The 14,977-nt window shown below is 59.7% G+C and carries 19 protein-coding genes; 13 read left to right on the plus strand and 6 right to left on the minus strand.

The window, feature by feature from the left end; genetic code table 11:
- The first annotated feature begins 70 nt into the window (after positions 1–70).
- On the plus strand, positions 71–406 hold the full coding sequence (locus tag L53_RS15050; RefSeq protein ID WP_034817269.1) for a DUF6614 family protein: 336 nt from the start codon (positions 71–73) through the stop codon (positions 404–406).
- Here L53_RS15050 and L53_RS16630 read toward each other — a convergent pair.
- On the minus strand, positions 403–1,533 hold the full coding sequence (locus L53_RS16630) for an aromatic ring-hydroxylating dioxygenase subunit alpha (RefSeq protein ID WP_051608026.1): 1,131 nt from the start codon (positions 1,531–1,533) through the stop codon (positions 403–405). The genes L53_RS15050 and L53_RS16630 overlap by 4 nt on opposite strands.
- Before the next feature lie 156 nt (positions 1,534–1,689).
- On the opposite strand from L53_RS16630, the gene trmD reads away from it, so the two are divergent.
- The 10 genes from trmD (at position 1,690) to leuB (ending at position 9,243) form a co-directional block, all read left to right on the plus strand.
- A complete protein-coding gene (gene trmD, locus L53_RS15060) occupies positions 1,690–2,415 on the plus strand; it encodes a tRNA (guanosine(37)-N1)-methyltransferase TrmD (protein WP_034817271.1) in 726 nt (241 codons plus the stop codon).
- Positions 2,402–2,944: a 50S ribosomal protein L19 gene (rplS, locus tag L53_RS17795; protein ID WP_034817273.1), complete on the plus strand. Its 543-nt coding sequence runs from the start codon at positions 2,402–2,404 to the stop codon at positions 2,942–2,944. The genes trmD and rplS overlap by 14 nt, the downstream gene beginning before the upstream one ends.
- A 99-nt stretch (positions 2,945–3,043) precedes the next feature.
- Positions 3,044–3,478 (plus strand): hypothetical protein, encoded by a 435-nt coding sequence (locus tag L53_RS16635; protein WP_156947948.1) that lies wholly within the window; start codon positions 3,044–3,046, stop codon positions 3,476–3,478.
- Between the two features lie 60 nt (positions 3,479–3,538).
- Positions 3,539–4,933: a 3-isopropylmalate dehydratase large subunit gene (gene leuC, locus L53_RS15070; RefSeq protein WP_034817275.1), complete on the plus strand. Its 1,395-nt coding sequence runs from the start codon at positions 3,539–3,541 to the stop codon at positions 4,931–4,933.
- Between the two features lie 79 nt (positions 4,934–5,012).
- Complete coding sequence (gene cysK / locus L53_RS15075) at positions 5,013–5,969, plus strand: cysteine synthase A (RefSeq protein ID WP_034817277.1); 957 nt, start codon at positions 5,013–5,015, stop codon at positions 5,967–5,969.
- A 6-nt stretch (positions 5,970–5,975) separates the two neighbouring features.
- Positions 5,976–6,818 carry a VOC family protein gene (locus tag L53_RS15080; RefSeq protein WP_034817279.1) on the plus strand — a complete coding sequence of 281 codons (843 nt, stop codon included), beginning with the start codon at positions 5,976–5,978 and terminating at the stop codon, positions 6,816–6,818.
- Positions 6,819–6,828: 10 nt separating this feature from the next.
- The gene (gene leuD, locus L53_RS15085) at positions 6,829–7,458 is read left to right on the plus strand and encodes a 3-isopropylmalate dehydratase small subunit (protein WP_034817281.1); all 630 of its coding nucleotides are present in this window, start codon (positions 6,829–6,831) and stop codon (positions 7,456–7,458) included.
- 23 nt (positions 7,459–7,481) lie between these two features.
- A complete protein-coding gene (locus tag L53_RS17070) occupies positions 7,482–7,658 on the plus strand; it encodes a hypothetical protein (RefSeq protein ID WP_156947949.1) in 177 nt (58 codons plus the stop codon).
- A gap of 116 nt (positions 7,659–7,774) precedes the next feature.
- Positions 7,775–8,047 carry a hypothetical protein gene (locus L53_RS15090; protein WP_034817284.1) on the plus strand — a complete coding sequence of 91 codons (273 nt, stop codon included), beginning with the start codon at positions 7,775–7,777 and terminating at the stop codon, positions 8,045–8,047.
- Between the two features lie 143 nt (positions 8,048–8,190).
- Positions 8,191–9,243, plus strand: coding sequence for a 3-isopropylmalate dehydrogenase (gene leuB / locus L53_RS15095; protein ID WP_034817431.1), 1,053 nt, complete (start codon positions 8,191–8,193; stop codon positions 9,241–9,243).
- Here leuB and L53_RS15100 read toward each other — a convergent pair.
- A complete protein-coding gene (locus L53_RS15100) occupies positions 9,240–10,037 on the minus strand; it encodes a TIGR03084 family metal-binding protein (RefSeq protein WP_034817287.1) in 798 nt (265 codons plus the stop codon). The genes leuB and L53_RS15100 overlap by 4 nt on opposite strands.
- Positions 10,038–10,042: 5 nt before the next feature.
- Positions 10,043–10,414 carry a nuclear transport factor 2 family protein gene (locus tag L53_RS15105; RefSeq protein WP_034817434.1) on the minus strand — a complete coding sequence of 124 codons (372 nt, stop codon included), beginning with the start codon at positions 10,412–10,414 and terminating at the stop codon, positions 10,043–10,045.
- Between the two features lie 122 nt (positions 10,415–10,536).
- On the opposite strand from L53_RS15105, the gene L53_RS15110 reads away from it, so the two are divergent.
- Together L53_RS15110 and rarD are read left to right on the plus strand one after the other, a co-directional pair.
- Positions 10,537–11,580 carry an aspartate-semialdehyde dehydrogenase gene (locus L53_RS15110; RefSeq protein ID WP_034817290.1) on the plus strand — a complete coding sequence of 348 codons (1,044 nt, stop codon included), beginning with the start codon at positions 10,537–10,539 and terminating at the stop codon, positions 11,578–11,580.
- A 60-nt stretch (positions 11,581–11,640) separates the two neighbouring features.
- Positions 11,641–12,549, plus strand: coding sequence for an EamA family transporter RarD (gene rarD, locus L53_RS15115; RefSeq protein ID WP_034817437.1), 909 nt, complete (start codon positions 11,641–11,643; stop codon positions 12,547–12,549).
- Between the two features lie 96 nt (positions 12,550–12,645).
- Here rarD and L53_RS15120 read toward each other — a convergent pair whose 3' ends face one another.
- From L53_RS15120 to L53_RS15130, 3 genes are read right to left on the minus strand one after another with little or no spacing between them, the layout of a single operon-like run.
- Positions 12,646–13,269, minus strand: a complete 624-nt coding sequence (locus tag L53_RS15120; protein WP_051608028.1) for a LysE family translocator — start codon at positions 13,267–13,269, stop codon at positions 12,646–12,648.
- Positions 13,270–13,272: 3 nt separating this feature from the next.
- Positions 13,273–14,391 (minus strand): serine hydrolase domain-containing protein, encoded by a 1,119-nt coding sequence (locus tag L53_RS15125; RefSeq protein WP_084333520.1) that lies wholly within the window; start codon positions 14,389–14,391, stop codon positions 13,273–13,275.
- A 38-nt stretch (positions 14,392–14,429) separates the two neighbouring features.
- On the minus strand, positions 14,430–14,945 hold the full coding sequence (locus tag L53_RS15130; RefSeq protein WP_034817292.1) for a hypothetical protein: 516 nt from the start codon (positions 14,943–14,945) through the stop codon (positions 14,430–14,432).
- Positions 14,946–14,977: the final 32 nt, after the last annotated feature.

The following is a 14,977-nucleotide window of genomic DNA, read 5'->3' on the forward strand; positions in this document are numbered from 1 at the left end:
TAAAGGGCCTTATGCCAATTGTCATCGCTTCGCGATAGATGGACAAGGCGAGCTAGCAGGGGAGTGCAGCATGGATATCTATCATATCTGGTTTGATCTGAAGCCTGGAACAGATGAGCGGGCCTTTGCCAAAGCATTGCCTGCCTTTCTGGATCACATGAAATCCGATGGCCGCATCGAGTCCTGGCGCATGATGCGCTGCAAGCTGGGCCTGCGGCCGGACGATGTGCGCGAGTTCCACATCATGATCGAGACGCGCGACCTCGCCCAGCTCGACACCGCTTTTCGCGCTGCGGCCGCGCGGTCCGGTGAGACCGATACGCTGCACTTCAGCGCGAATGCCATGGTCACCAACATCAAGTTCGGCCTGTTCCGCGACTGGCCGGACTGGGATGGGGCCGCCTAGGGCGCTTCCATCTTGTCGAGCCACCATTGATTGTACTGCCAGATGGCCTTCTCAAGTGGAGAGAGGCGGCCTTGCCGTGTCATCGGCGCGTTGAGGCCCTGCCAGACAAGATCATTCGCGCCGATATCCTCGTGATGGATCGCCGAGACCATCAGGGCCATGCCTTCCGCAATCTCGTCAAAGCCTTCCATCTCGCTGAAAGCGGCTGGAACGCAAATATGGATCTTCAGGTGCAGCTTGCCAGCACCTTGCGGAAAGACCTGGTACCAGGTGACGACACTGCCCTGAATGCCCAGCAGGAAGTGCGGAAAGATGGCGGTCGCGAACAGGTCGCGCGCCTGCCAGTCTTCAAGACCTTCGAGTGGCGGCAGGCCGGGCGGCAGTTCCTCATGGGCCGCCGGCATGTGCAGGATGGACCACGGGCCATCATTGTCCGGCACGTGGGAGTCGCGGGCATGATAGGCGGGCTCAAACGTCTCGGAATGCGTGGCGATGTGGTGGTAAGCTTCCATGAAATTCTCCACCAGCACTTTCCAGTTCCAGTCGCTGTCGAATTCCAGCGTGTGAACGACCTTCACGTCGGCGAGGCGGAATTTCTCGAAATACTTGCGGAACGTCTCGACCGGCGGGGCGAAGGGCGCTGCGTCGGGGTCGAAATTGGCGAGGACAAAGCCCTCCCAGATTTCCATGCGGAGCTGGGGCAGCCGGCAATTGGATTCAGCAAACTGTTCTGCACCATCCATCAGGGGCGCCCGGACAAGCTGGCCCGACGTGTCATAGCTCCAGGCGTGGTAGGGGCATGTGAATAGCTTGCGATTGCCGTTTCCGTCTGCCAGCAGGGCTGCGCGGTGCAGGCATGTGCGCGACATGACACGGACTTCGCCATCATGTCCGTGAACCACCATGACCGGTTGGCCGAACAGGTCCAGCGAAACGAAATCGCCCGGCGTGGCTATCTGGTCGATGCGTGCCAGCGGCAGCCAGCTCTTGCGCAGGATCTGGTCGGTTTCGCGCGCGTACAGATCCTCGTCGAGATAGGCGGCTGGGGGCAGGGTATAGGCTTGTTCCAGAGGCTTGCGGACACGGCCAATTTCTTCGGGTGTGAGACCCGGCAGTGCTTTTGTCATTTTATTCCTCCCAGAAAAAAATGACACATGCGTCAACTTTTGTCGACCGCTGTCGTTTGGCGTTCTTCTCTTGGGGGGCAGGAAGACGGCCAGCCATTTGGGTAACGGCCTGGCGAGACGTGACGGAGCGCACGCGGTAGGCTAAAGGCTCGGCGCATGTTCAAGGCAAGTTTCATCACCCTGTTTCCCGAAGCGTTTCCCGGCCCACTCGGCGTCTCCATCCTGGAGCGCGCGCGTCGCGAAGGCATCTGGGACTATGAAACCGTCCAGCTGCGCGATTTCGGCCTCGGAAAGCATCAGAATGTCGACGCCCCGCCGGCGGGGGGCGGCGCAGGCATGGTGTTGCGACCGGATGTGACGGCTGCGGCGCTGGACAGTATCGACACAGACGGCAAGCCGCTGATCTATCTGTCGCCGCGCGGAGAGCCGTTTTCACAGAAACTGGCGCGGGACCTGGCAGGCGGCCCGGGCATGGTGATGATGTGTGGCCGGTTCGAGGGGCTGGACGAGCGGGTGATCCGCGCGCGCGGCCTGCGCGAGGTTTCCATCGGGGATTTTGTGCTGGCTGGGGGTGAGGTCGCAGCCATGGCGATGACCGAGGCGGTTGTGCGTTTGTTGCCCGGAGTTGCGGGGAACCAGGCCTCCCTTGAAGAGGAATCTTTCGAGACCGGATTGCTGGAACACGACCAGTATACGCTGCCCCGGGAGTGGGAAGGCCACCCGACTCCGGAGGTTCTGCTGTCGGGGGATCATAAACGCATACAAGAATGGCGGTTTAACAGCGCAAAGTCGTTGACAATTGACCGCCGCCCCGATTTATACGCCGCTTACTCAGATACCAACGAATTACAACCGCCGGAGACAGGCGATGAACATGATTGAACAGCTCGAAGCGGAAGAGTTTTCCCGCGTTGTCGGCGACAAGAACATCCCGGATTTTTCACCGGGTGACACGCTGGCCGTGAACGTCCGCATCACGGAAGGCGACCGTGAGCGCGTCCAGCGCTTTGAAGGCGTCTGTATTGCCCGCGCAGGCGGTGGCATCAATGAGAGCTTCACGGTTCGCAAGATTTCCTTTGGTGAAGGCGTCGAGCGCGTTTTCCCGCTGGCTTCCCCGATGATCGAGAGCATCGAAGTGAAGCGCAAGGGTCGCGTGCGCCGTGCGAAACTCTACTATCTGCGCGATCGTCGCGGTAAGTCTGCCCGTATCGCTGAGCGTACCACCGGCCACGGCATCGAAACGGTCGAAATTGCCGTGTCGAAAACCGAGCGCCGCCGCCAGAAAGATGCAGAGAAAGCCGCCCGCAAGGAAGCTGCTGCCAAGGCTCGCGAAGAGGCTGCCAAGGCGAAAGCCGCTGAAGAGGCTGCAGCTGCTGCTGCCTCCGCTGACGAAGGCGCTGCTGAAGAATAGACGTCCCGACACTTTAGTCAGGAATTGAAGAAACGCCCCGCCTCTTGGTTGGGGCGTTTTCACTTTTGGGGCTGGTATTTCTGTGGCACGTTCGGACGCATGAAACGCCTCTGTCTCACACTCTTCGCCGTTTCATTGCTTGCTGCCTGCGAACCCGCCGACGACACGCTGCGCCTCACAATGCCGGCTTGCCGCCCGCCTGACATAGCGCAGGGTATTCTCTTCATCGGTGATACCCGCTTTGCACCCTATCAGGTTCAGGCTTCGGCCGTGACGGATTCGGCGGGTCGACCGGCGCTTTCCATCCGTATGGACGAGTCCGGCGCATCCAAGCTGGAAGCCCTCACGGTGGCCAATATGGGTGAAGTCCTCCCCTTGCGGGTGGACGAGGAAACCATCATGTCTCCCAGAGTGCTGGAACGGATCACAGGCGGTGAAATACTCGTTTCCGGCGATTTCGAGATGGACGAGCTGAAGGCGCTGGCCGTGCGCCTGTCTCCGCCCTGTGATCAAGAGTCGCCAATCGCCAATTGACCCCTTTCCAGCCGGGCGCGCGCCGCTATGGTGCGCCGCGATATGACAGGAAGAGGCCCCATGGCTGGCAAGACACTTTACGACAAGATCTGGGACGCACATGTGGTGCACACCGATGAGGGCGGTGAAAGCCTGCTTTATATCGATCTCCACCTGATTCACGAAGTGACGACGCCCCAGGCTTTTGCCGGACTGAAAGCGGCCGGACGCGGCGTGCGCCGCCGGGACCTGACCCTGGCCGTCGCTGACCACAACACGCCGACCGAGAACCAGGCCGCCGGCCTTGCTGGCGTGACAGACCCCGATGCGCGCAACCAGCTGGAAACGCTGACCCGCAATGTGGCCGAGCACGATATCGAGTACTTCCCGATGGGCGACATCCGCAATGGCATCGTCCATGTCGTGGGGCCGGAGCAGGGGCGCACCCAGCCCGGCATGACGATTGTCTGCGGTGATAGCCACACGTCCACGCATGGCGCGTTCGGCGCGCTGGCGCATGGTATCGGCACATCGGAAGTTGAGCATGTGCTCGCCACGCAGACCTTGCGTGCGCAGAAATCCAAGAATATGGCAATCGAAGTATCTGGCAGCTTGAAAGAAGGCGTGACCGCCAAGGATCTCGCCCTTCACATAATTTCCGTCATCGGTACGGCCGGTGGCACGGGATACGTCATGGAGTATCGCGGTGACGCAGTTCGGAGCCTCTCCATGGAAGGGCGCATGACGCTGTGCAATCTCGCCATTGAGGGCGGTGCCCGTGCGGGTCTGGTGGCTCCAGACGAGACGACGTTCGAATACATCAAGGGCCGCCCGGCCGCGCCCAAGGGTGGCGCATGGGATGTCGCGAAATCTTTTTGGACGACGCTCTATTCCGATGAGGATGCCGTATTTGATGAAGTCGTCCACATCAAGGGCGAAGCGGTCGAGCCGACATTGACCTGGGGTACGAGCCCGGAACAGGCGATTCCGTTGTCGGGTATTATTCCGAAGCCGGAAGATTTCAGTGATCCAATCAAGGCAGGTGCGTGTGAGCGCGCACTGGCCTATATGGGCCTTGAAGGTGGTACACCGATTAAGGGCACACCGGTGCAGCGCGTCTTCATCGGCTCGTGCACGAACAGCCGGATCGAAGATCTTCGCGCCGCCGCTGAAGTCGCCAAGGGCCACACGGTCGCTGAAGGCGTTCGCGCCATGGTCGTGCCAGGCTCCGGCCTTGTGCGTGCGCAAGCGGAATCAGAAGGGCTAGACCAAGTGTTTCTGGAGGCCGGGTTTGAATGGCGCGAGCCGGGCTGTTCCATGTGTCTCGGCATGAATCCCGACACGCTGGCGCCGGGCGAGCGGTGCGCGTCCACCTCCAACCGGAACTTCGAAGGCCGTCAGGGCCGCGACGGCCGCACCCATCTGATGAGCCCTACCCTCGCAGCGCGCGCTGCGATCCAGGGCGTGATCGGCTAAATCGATCCTTCAGTTGCGTCTGGAGCAGGGAGGGCAGATAGTCCGGCCAACCTTGCCCTGCAACAAATGGAGTGGACCCATGAGCAATACTGTCAGCCTGCCCGGAAACGTTTCGCTGGATGGCCCGCGCGGTCGTACCTACGCGTCTATCCTCGAAACGGTCGGATCGACGCCGCTGGTTGCTGCGCCGAAGTTCGCCGAGGCCGAAGGCATCAAGGCGAACCTGCTGTTCAAATGCGAATTCTTCAATCCACTCGCCAGCGTGAAAGACCGGATCGGCCTGAACATGGTGTTGCAGCTGGAAGCCGATGGCAAGCTGAAGCCCGGCGGCGTTTTGGTTGAGCCGACCTCAGGCAATACCGGCATCGGCCTGGCCTTTGCGGCGGCCATGCCGGAATCCATGTCGATCGAGCGTCGCAAGATGCTGGCTTATCTGGGCGCAGAACTGGTCCTGACGCCAAAAGAGAAGGGCATGGGCGGTGCTATCGCGAAGGCGAAGGAAATCCTGGAGGCGACGCCCGGCGCGGTGATGCCAAGCCAGTTCGACAATCCCGCCAATCCGGCCATCCATGAGCTGACCACAGCAGAAGAAATCTGGGCGGACACAGACGGTGCGGTCGACGCTGTCCTGTCTGGCATAGGCACTGGTGGGACCTTTACGGGTACAGGCCGCGTATTGAAGGCCCGCAAGCCGGGCCTGAAAATGATGGCGATCGAACCGGAGGGCAGCCCGGTCCTCTCCGGGGGTGAGCCCGGTCCGCACATGATCCAGGGCATCGGCGCAGGCTTTATCCCCGGCAACGCGGACACGGGCCTGATTGATGAAGTCGTGAAAGTGTCGAATGAGGAATCTTTTGCCACGGCCCGCAAACTCGCGCGGCTCGAAGGCATACCCGGCGGTATCTCCTCCGGCGCGGCAGCGGCTGCGGCGGCCAAGGTTGGCGCGCGTGACGACATGGCCGACAAGACCCTCGTCGTCATCCTGCCGAGCTTCGCCGAACGGTATGTATCGACAGCCCTGTTTGAGGGTCTCTAAATCAGTATGATTACGGGTCTCGACCATTTCGTTCTGGTCTGTCCGGAGATCAACTCCGCGACGGCCGTCTATGAGCAACTGCTCGGGCGGCCGGCAGATTGGCACGCCTCAGCCGACGGCGCCGCAACAGCAATTTTCCAATTGGAGAATACCAGTCTTGAACTGATGGCCCCGGACGGGAAGGGAGCGGTGGCCGACCGTTTGCGGGAAATCATCTCCGACGAAGGCCCCGGCCTGAAAAGCCTTGCCTTTGGAACGGGAGATATTTCCGCCGCGCATCACAAGCTGACCCGTCGTGGCCTGATGCCGGGCGAGATCAGTGATGGAAGCAGCACAAACGCAATCAACGGCGAAACCCGGAAATGGACGCGCTTCCGGTGCGCGGACGTGCAAACTGCTGGCGTGAAGACTTTCATCATCTCGCCGGAACAAGCCTTGCCCGTGGCGGACGCGCCGTCTGGCTGTGTCACATCGCTGGATCATATTGTCATCAACACACGTAACCCTGATCGGGCATTGGGGCTTTATGGGGCACGGCTGGGGTTGGATCTGGCGCTCGACCGGACGCGGGAAGAGTGGATGACGCGCTTTTTGTTCTTCCGCACGGGCGGGCTGACCTTTGAGGTCATCAACCGCCTCGGGGAGGACCATGACCCTGGCGCGCCGGACAGTATCTGGGGCCTGACATGGACCGTCGATGATCTTTCGGCGGCACATGCACGCCTCACGGAGGCTGGTTTCAATGTTTCCGAGCAACGGACAGGTCGCAAACCGGGGTCTACCGTTTTCACTATAAGGGACGGCACATTGGGCGTGCCGACCCTGTTCATCGCGCATTCTTCAAGGTAGAACACGCCTCATGAAAGCCTTTACCCAACTCACCGGAACCGCTGCGCCGCTGCTCGAAAAGGGCAAGCCGATGTCGAATGTCGACACCGACATGATCATTCCCAAGCAATTCCTGAAGACGACCGAACGCACCGGTCTGTCGACAGGACTGTTTCATGATCTGAAAACGCTCTCGGATGGCTCTCCCAGACCCGATTTCGTGTTGAATCGGCCTGAATACGCGACGGCGAGTATCCTGATTGCAGGCGAAAACTTCGGCTGTGGCTCGTCGCGTGAGCATGCGCCCTGGGCTCTGTTGGATCAGGGTATTACTTGTGTGATCGCGCCGAGCTTCGCCGATATCTTCCACAACAACTGCTACAAGAATGGCATCTTGCCAGTTCGCCTGCCAGTCGACGTCTGCCAGAAGCTGGCCGATCAGGCGGGGGGGGCGAACCATGTCTTCACTGTGGATCTTGAGGCCCAGATCGTCACCGGACCAGATGGCGAAGTGTATGCATTTGAGGTGGACGCGGGCCGTAAGGCAAACCTCATGGAAGGCCTAGACGAGATTGGCAGTTCAATGACTGCCGCAAGCGAGATCGACACGTTCGAAGCGCGTCGACGCGTCTCCATGCCATGGCTCGAGAAGGCCAGCTGACCCGGAAAGCGAAGAGGATGGTTATGAAGAAATTGAGCCTGACAATTCTGGGCGGATTGGTGCTGGCGTCTGTCGCGGCCTGTCATACGGATCCATTCGGCACGCAGCCTGAAGTCAATGTCACCCTGCCAGAGGCTCAGTCCTCGCCGTCCGACGAAGCGGGCGCCTCAACCGAAGAAAAGCGTGACCCCGAGACCTGAGAGTCGCACGAGCGGGTTTCGTTCTAGTTTGGTGGAGACGTAGAAGGCGTTGCGCCCGCTGGTTACAACCGTTAGTGGTGGACGCGGTTCTGAATTGCACACTTTGGGAGATAAAGATGAAATTTGCGGGTTCTGTGCTTGCAGCTGGATTGATGGTTTCTCTCGCGGGCTGCGCGAGTTCAACCGGGTCTGAGGAAATGACATTGGCGGAAGGCGCCGAAAGAGAGTGCCGCTCCATCAAGGAGTTCGGCTCGATGCTACCAAAACGGGTTTGCAACAACAAGGCAACCTGGGCCGACATAGATGAGCGGAACGAAGAACAGGCCAAGGAATTCAAGGACAAGATTGATAGCCGCTACACACCCATACCACGCGAACCCGGCATGTAGGCCCTTCCACTCTCGGGTGGCTCAACTTTCCCAGGTCGACCTGGCCCGGCCGCCGACCACACGCGACAGTATTGCTCGGTTGTGTTGTGGTGGCTACTAGGTGCCACAAAACAAACTTGTCTGAACATGAGTGGAGCGCGGAAGTGAGACAGACCTTACTGTTATTGCCAGGAGACGGGATTGGCCCAGAAGTTGTGGCCGAAGTTCGGCGCTTGGTGGACGTTCTGGTTCCAGATCTCCTGTTGGAAGAGGGGCTTGTTGGCGGAGCATCCTTTGATGCCCACGGGACGCCGTTGAACGAGGATACGCTGGAGCAGGCCCGTCGATCGGATGCGGTTCTGCTCGGCGCGGTTGGTGGGCCGAAATGGGCGGGTACGGCGCGCGACAAGCGCCCGGAAGCTGGCCTGCTGGCTTTGCGCAAAGGCCTCGATGTTTTTGCGAACTTGCGGCCCGCTTTCTGTTTCCCGGCATTGGTCAGCGCCTCCAGCCTGAAGCCTGAAGTGGTCGAAGGCCTGGACATCATGATCGTCCGAGAGCTGACAGGGGGTGTCTATTTCGGCACGCCGCGCGGCATTGATGAGAAAGGCGGACTGCGCCGGGGGTATGACACGTCGATCTACACGCACCCGGAAGTCGAACGTGTTACGCGTGTTGCTTTCGAAATCGCGCGTGGCAGGGATGGCCGTGTCTGTTCGGTGGAAAAATCGAACGTCATGGAGACCGGCCTGTTCTGGCGTCAGGAAGTCACATTGGCGCATGCCGAGTTCGGCGCTGGCGTCGAACTCAGCCACATGTATGCGGACGCTTGTGCAATGGAGCTCGTCCGAGCGCCGAAACAGTTCGATGTGATTCTTGCCGGTAATCTGTTCGGGGATATTCTCTCTGACGAAGCCGCCATGCTGACCGGGTCCATCGGAATGCTGCCCTCAGCGTCCCTTGGGGCGGATGGTACGCCGGGCCTCTATGAGCCGGTGCACGGTTCGGCGCCGGACATTGCGGGACAGGGTATCGCAAATCCGTGTGCAGCCATTCTGTCGCTCGAAATGGCCCTCCGCTGGTCTCTGGGGCGTGAAAAAATCGCCGACAGGCTGTTCGCAGCAGTGGGCAAGGCTTTGGAAGATGGCGCCCGTACGCGAGATCTTGGGGGAGAGCTCAAGACTCACCAGATGACGGATGCAATTATCGCAGCGCTCTAGGCCGTGCGCGTCTTCCGTGTCCCGACCGCTGGTGGCGGCTGCGGAGGGCCCGCAAAGCACTGCGCTTGTGCCATCCAGGATTGAGCAGTCTTTCCGGATACGGAAAGACTTGTGTCCGCCACGTTGCGTACCTGCGTTACGACTTGGCAGAATTCTTCTGCGCGGCCTGCAATACGCTCATCATCTTGTTCTTCGCCATACGTCCAGATTTCGCCGGACGGCGCGGTAAGGGACAGGAAGGGCATTGGCCCTGGAGCCGGGAGTTTCCGGTTGGCAAAAGTCCACCCATAGGTGTTCACGCCCAGCACCACGATATTGCGGATACGGTCGCTATTCTCACGGACGACGCCTAGCTGGTCATAGACTTCCTGACCATGCGCCCAGGTTTCCATAAGTCGCGCCGTGATCGAAGACCGCGCGCTCATGCTTGGGCCCACCCATTGCAGGCGCTGCGATGGATCGGTTAGAGCGAAGACATCTGCAGTGCGGTCTGCCATGGCCAGCCAGTCCTCCCGCAAGGCGCGGCCTGACAGGCCCTCGAAATACGCATCTTCATGATCTGTAAGTACGCCTTCGCGCAGCGCGTCTGTCAGGCCGGATACAAGGGCTCGAAATGCAGCCTCGTCTTTTACCGACAGGAGGGCTGCAGTGTTCCAGAAATGCAGGTGGCGGAGAACCATGTCGATGGTCCAGCCCTTGAATGCGGTTCCCTGCAGATAGTCCGTATCGGACAGGGGTGCGATCAACTCGGACAGGGCCAGCGATTCATCCAGGAAGTCTGCGGCTTGTTGCATGAAGATCAGCTGTAATCCGCTATGCGGCAGAGCAGGTTGCCGCGAAACTCGAAAAAGCTCGCGCCGCGTACTTTTACCGTCTCGCCGGACTTGATGCCATTGGGCAGGTCTACGGCGGCCTTGCCTTCAAATTCGATCTCGGCCGCAGCTTTGCCGCCTCCACTCACAATGTTGACCAGCCGCTGGCGGCGATACGAGAAGGCATTGCCGGACAATTCCGCGACCTGCCGCATCATGTCCCGGCCATCTAGACGCATGGACTGCCCCGTATTGGAGATGTTTTCGAACACCACGTCTTCCGTCACGCAATCGAGCATTCCGTCGATATCACGGGCATTGTAACAGGCAAGGTAGCGGTTGATTACGTCATCAAGCACGAGGGCGGCTCCCAGTTCCGGGTTCAATCCGGTCTGCCTCAGCAGCGAGACGTTGGCAACAGGCTTTAAATGGCGTCGAAGATGCGTCATAAGCCCGGTTCAATATCAGGAGTAGAAATATCATGGCCACTCGGATCGCAGTCGTCGGCGCAACAGGTAATGTCGGACGCGAACTGCTGAACATTCTGGAAGAACGCATGTTCCCAGCCGACGAAGTCTTTGCCGTTGCTTCCCGCCGGTCGCTCGGCAAGGAAGTGTCCTATGGCGACCGCACGCTGAAATGCCACGATATTGAACAATTCGACTTCACACAGGTTGACCTCGTCCTGATGTCAGCCGGTGGCTCCACTGCCAAGGAATGGGCACCGAAAATTGCCAAAGCGGGCGCGATCACGATCGACAACTCGTCCGCATGGCGGATGGATCCGGATGTGCCGCTCGTCGTGCCAGAGTGTAACGGCGAAGCCGTGATGGGTTACGAAAAGAAGATGATCATCGCAAATCCGAACTGCTCGACTGCGCAGCTCGTTGTGGCGCTGAAGCCGCTGCATGATGCCGTCGGCATCACCCGCGTTGTCTGCTCGACTTACCAGTCCGTATCCGGCGCCGGCAAGGAGGCGATGGACGAGCTCTGGAACCAGACACGCGGCGTGTTCGTCAATGACGAGCCGACCCCGGAAGTCTTCCAGAAGGAAATTGCCTTCAACGTCATCCCTCAGATCGACGTCTTCATGGAAGATGGCTTCACCAAGGAAGAGTGGAAGATGCGCGTCGAGACCAAGAAGATCCTCGACGAGTCCATCGAACTGGTTGCGACCTGTGTGCGTGTGCCGGTCTTTGTCGGCCATTCCGAAGCCGTAAACGTCGAATTGGCCGGCCCCTTGAGCGCCAAGAAAGCCAAGGAAATCCTGCGCGAGAGCCCGGGCATCATGCTGGTCGACGATCCGGAAGAAGAGCTCTACATCACGCCGAAGGAATGCGTCGGCGAATGGGCAACCTATATCTCCCGCGTCCGCAAGGACCCGACGGTCGAAAATGGCATCGCCTTCTGGTGTGTCTCCGACAATCTGCGCAAAGGCGCCGCCCTCAACGCAATCCAGATTGCCGAAGAACTCCTCAATCGCGGCGTCCTGAAGCCAGAAAAAAAGCCCGTTTCGACAAACTGAAATGCTTCGCAGCAATAATTGGGTGGCGTTGCCTCATGGCTCAGTGCTACGCGCTGGGCCATGAACACTGAAACTCGCCTCGGATTCTTTGCTGGCCTGGGGGCCTTTTTTATCTGGGGGAGCCTGCCGCTCTACATCCGGCTGATGCAGCACATCAGTGCGGCGGATCTGCTGGCACATCGCGTGGTCTGGTCGATACCGACTGCGCTGATCTTCATTGCGATTGCCGCGAACTGGCGGGATGTCCGGAACGCTCTGAAATGGGACAAGTTGAAGTGGCTCGCCCTGTCGGGCGCTCTGATAGGGGCGAATTGGGGCTGCTATATCTGGGCAATCAATGCGGACAGGACGATGGAAGCCTCGCTGGGCTATTACATCAATCCGCTGGTAAACGTCCTGTTCGGGATGATCTTCTTTTCGGAGCGCTTGCGCGCTGCGCAGTGGCTGGCGGTCGGCATCGCCACGATTGGCGTTGGCATCATGACCTTCGCCTACGGACAGGTGCCGTGGGTCGCCTTGTTCCTGTGCATGACTTTCGCCTCGTATTCCTTAATCCGGAAGCAGGTAGCGGTCGACAGCCGTGCGGGTTTCCTAATGGAGGTCCTGCTGCTGGCACCTCTGGCGCTGGCATGGCTGGTCTGGATATCCCAACAAGCAGGTTCGCGCGTGTTCGGGGGTGGTGGATGGGATGTGGCGCTGCTTGTGGCAGCCGGGCCGATCACCTCCATTCCTTTAATCTTGTTTGCCTTGTCAGCACGTCGCCTGAAGCTCTCGACCATTGGCATGATGCAATATATCGGGCCGACCCTGCAGTTCCTGATCGCGGTTCTGGTGTTCCGCGAACCGTTCGGCTGGACCCATGCGACCGCGTTCGGCTTCATCTGGACTGCGCTGGCCATCTTCACAGCCGACAGTGTGATGGGCGAAGCCAAGGCGCGACGTCTCGCGCGATCGGCAAGAGTGGTCTGATAAAAAAATGCTCCGGCGTGGTAAACGACCGGAGCATAAGGATGTTTTGCATGATCGGAGTTGCCTCCGATTTCACCTTCGCAAGGCGTGTGCCAGTCAGGGGACTGAGCGTCCGGTCGAAACGGCGATCCACACAGCGATTCCAAGCAGCATGATGGCAAAGGTGCCGCGCAGGAGGGGAGCGGTCCGATAAGCTTCCAATTTTTGGCCAAAACGGGACCCGGCCAGTACAATACTCGTATGGATTGTCGTCGCGACCACCAAATGGATGATGCCCAGTGCAACAATCTGCAACCAGATTGGTCCCGCAGTGTCACTCGCGAACTGCCCAACGACAACGAGATAGAACACAAGCGCTTTGGGGTTCAACAAATTCGCAACCAGACCCCGCCAGAAGCCCGCCGCCTTGTTTCGATTGAGTGGTGAGACCGATCCGGTATCCCGCCAAGCCTCAACGGCGAGGTAGACCATGAATGCGACGCCTGCCCACCGGAGCGTGTCGTAAAGCATCGGCATTCCTGCGAGCAGAGCCGACAGGCCCGTGGCCGCAGCCACCAATTGGGCCGCCAGCCCCAATGTTATGCCTGCGACAGCGCGCATTCCCGCTGTGCGGCCCTGCTGCGCCGACAGCGCGGCGAGCCATCCCATATTGGGGCCGGGCGTCAATTCCACTGCCGCCATGGCAATCAGGAACGCGGCCCAGTCAATATGGCTCAGCATGGATCAGAGGCAGTCATAGACCGCTTCAACCAGTCGTACGGCACGCGGGTCACCCACGAGAATATTGGATTGCTTGTTCATGACATAGGCGCAAGTCAAACCATTGCGCTGATCGGCGATTGCCATAGAGCCCCCCCAGCCACAATGGCCGAGCGTGGTCGGTTCGGGTCCGAACATGCCGTGGGTGTTGAGCATGATGCCAGCGCCGAAGCTGGTGATCATGGGCAGAACAAGATCCGGTCCATGCGTTCGCGCCGTGCTGAGTGCTTCGAAAGTGACGTCGCTCATGACACCATCGCCATCGGTCGTGTAAGTCTCATAGAGTTGCGCGACCGCCAGCGCTGTTCCGTGGCCGTTTGCCGATGGGATTTCGATCTCGCGCCAAATGGCTCCACCGCGATTTGGGGCTGCCCATTTGCTGACAAATGCTGCGCGTCGCGGCGGGGTAATCTCTCCAAGTTCAGCCAGTTCGCGCGGGCGCTGGATGTCGGCACAGCGATCATGTTCACTGGCGGGTGTGCCGATCATGAAGTCGACTTTGGGGAACAGGGAATTCAGCGTGGTACCGAGCGACTCGCCGCTGATACGCCGGGCAATCTCACCGACGAGATAACCCCAGCTCAGGGGATGGTAGCCATGCGCGCTGCCGGGCGGCCACATCGGAGCCAATTCTGCCAAGGCAGCGGCGCAGGCAGGCGGGTCGAGCCAGAGCTCAGGGTCAATCTCTTCTGGAAAGCCGGGCAGGCCGGCTTGGTGACTCGCAACTTCGGCAATTGTGACCGCGTCTTTTCCATTGGCTGCAAATTCGGGCCATACATCGGCCACGGGCGTCTCAAAGCCGCCCGGCAGGCGCTCCACCAGATGGGCCAGGACGATGGCTGCGATACCTTTGGTGGTCGAATAGACCGGGACGAGGGTGGTGTCTGACCATGGGTGTTCCTTCTTCCGGTCAGCCCAGCCGCCGACCAGGTTCACGACGACCTTGCCGTCCTTGATGACGGCGAATCCGGCGCCGAGCTCCTCGCCATTCTCGAAGTTTTTTTCGAAGACGCGGCGAACAGATTCGAATCCGCTGTCGGCATGTCCGGCCATTGGCCAGCTGTCAGATGTTGTATCAGTCATCGGTGTTGGCTCGCATAAACCGAACTGGCCGACAAGCGTTACGGCTGAACCAAGGCCCGCACATCGGCGGCAACACGGCTGGTGAGGTCGCTGTCGACGGAGGCTGTAAAATCCTCGAGCGCCTGCTGCCATTCGAAGATCTGCCTGAGGCCGAACTGATCCTCTCCCCTAAAGGAGACGTGGAATCTCACGCATATCCCACTCGGAGAAGGACCCTTTTTCGCGTAGGCGGTTCCGGGGTTGAAGCCCTCATTCATCTGATTGGCAAGTTCCAGCGTTTCCAGTCGCGAATAACCAGGCAGGTCCCGGCAGGCCGTAAAGCGGGCCGTCTGGCAGGTGCCGTCGATCTGGGAGCACTCCCGAAGCACGGCCTCGAACCCCTGTTTGTCCATCGCTGCGGACATTGTGGGGTGCGTGTCGATATACCCGATTTTGACGGACTGGAATTCGCGTATGAGGAATTGGTTGCGAAACTCGATCAGCGTAATGGGTTTCGCAAAGGCAGGCTCGCAAAACAGGAAGATTTGAGCCAGTAAGAGCAGGCGAAACATCATTGATCCATCTCGGTGCAGTGCGGGACGAGTAT

The organism is Hyphomonas sp. L-53-1-40 (genome assembly GCF_000682775.1).
GTDB lineage: Bacteria > Pseudomonadota > Alphaproteobacteria > Caulobacterales > Hyphomonadaceae > Hyphomonas.

Bases quoted from the DNA above. Each gene is read 5' to 3' on its own strand.
- L53_RS15050 (WP_034817269.1), top strand. From the start codon at position 71: ATGGATATCTATCATATCTGGTTTGATCTGAAGCCTGGAACAGATGAG.
- L53_RS16630 (WP_051608026.1), bottom strand. From the start codon at position 1,533: ATGACAAAAGCACTGCCGGGTCTCACACCCGAAGAAATTGGCCGTGTC.
- trmD (WP_034817271.1), top strand. From the start codon at position 1,690: ATGTTCAAGGCAAGTTTCATCACCCTGTTTCCCGAAGCGTTTCCCGGC.
- rplS (WP_034817273.1), top strand. From the start codon at position 2,402: ATGAACATGATTGAACAGCTCGAAGCGGAAGAGTTTTCCCGCGTTGTC.
- L53_RS16635 (WP_156947948.1), top strand. From the start codon at position 3,044: ATGAAACGCCTCTGTCTCACACTCTTCGCCGTTTCATTGCTTGCTGCC.
- leuC (WP_034817275.1), top strand. From the start codon at position 3,539: ATGGCTGGCAAGACACTTTACGACAAGATCTGGGACGCACATGTGGTG.
- cysK (WP_034817277.1), top strand. From the start codon at position 5,013: ATGAGCAATACTGTCAGCCTGCCCGGAAACGTTTCGCTGGATGGCCCG.
- L53_RS15080 (WP_034817279.1), top strand. From the start codon at position 5,976: ATGATTACGGGTCTCGACCATTTCGTTCTGGTCTGTCCGGAGATCAAC.
- leuD (WP_034817281.1), top strand. From the start codon at position 6,829: ATGAAAGCCTTTACCCAACTCACCGGAACCGCTGCGCCGCTGCTCGAA.
- L53_RS17070 (WP_156947949.1), top strand. From the start codon at position 7,482: ATGAAGAAATTGAGCCTGACAATTCTGGGCGGATTGGTGCTGGCGTCT.
- L53_RS15090 (WP_034817284.1), top strand. From the start codon at position 7,775: ATGAAATTTGCGGGTTCTGTGCTTGCAGCTGGATTGATGGTTTCTCTC.
- L53_RS15100 (WP_034817287.1), bottom strand. From the start codon at position 10,037: ATGCAACAAGCCGCAGACTTCCTGGATGAATCGCTGGCCCTGTCCGAG.
- L53_RS15110 (WP_034817290.1), top strand. From the start codon at position 10,537: ATGGCCACTCGGATCGCAGTCGTCGGCGCAACAGGTAATGTCGGACGC.
- rarD (WP_034817437.1), top strand. From the start codon at position 11,641: ATGAACACTGAAACTCGCCTCGGATTCTTTGCTGGCCTGGGGGCCTTT.
- L53_RS15120 (WP_051608028.1), bottom strand. From the start codon at position 13,269: ATGCTGAGCCATATTGACTGGGCCGCGTTCCTGATTGCCATGGCGGCA.
- L53_RS15125 (WP_084333520.1), bottom strand. From the start codon at position 14,391: ATGACTGATACAACATCTGACAGCTGGCCAATGGCCGGACATGCCGAC.
- L53_RS15130 (WP_034817292.1), bottom strand. From the start codon at position 14,945: ATGATGTTTCGCCTGCTCTTACTGGCTCAAATCTTCCTGTTTTGCGAG.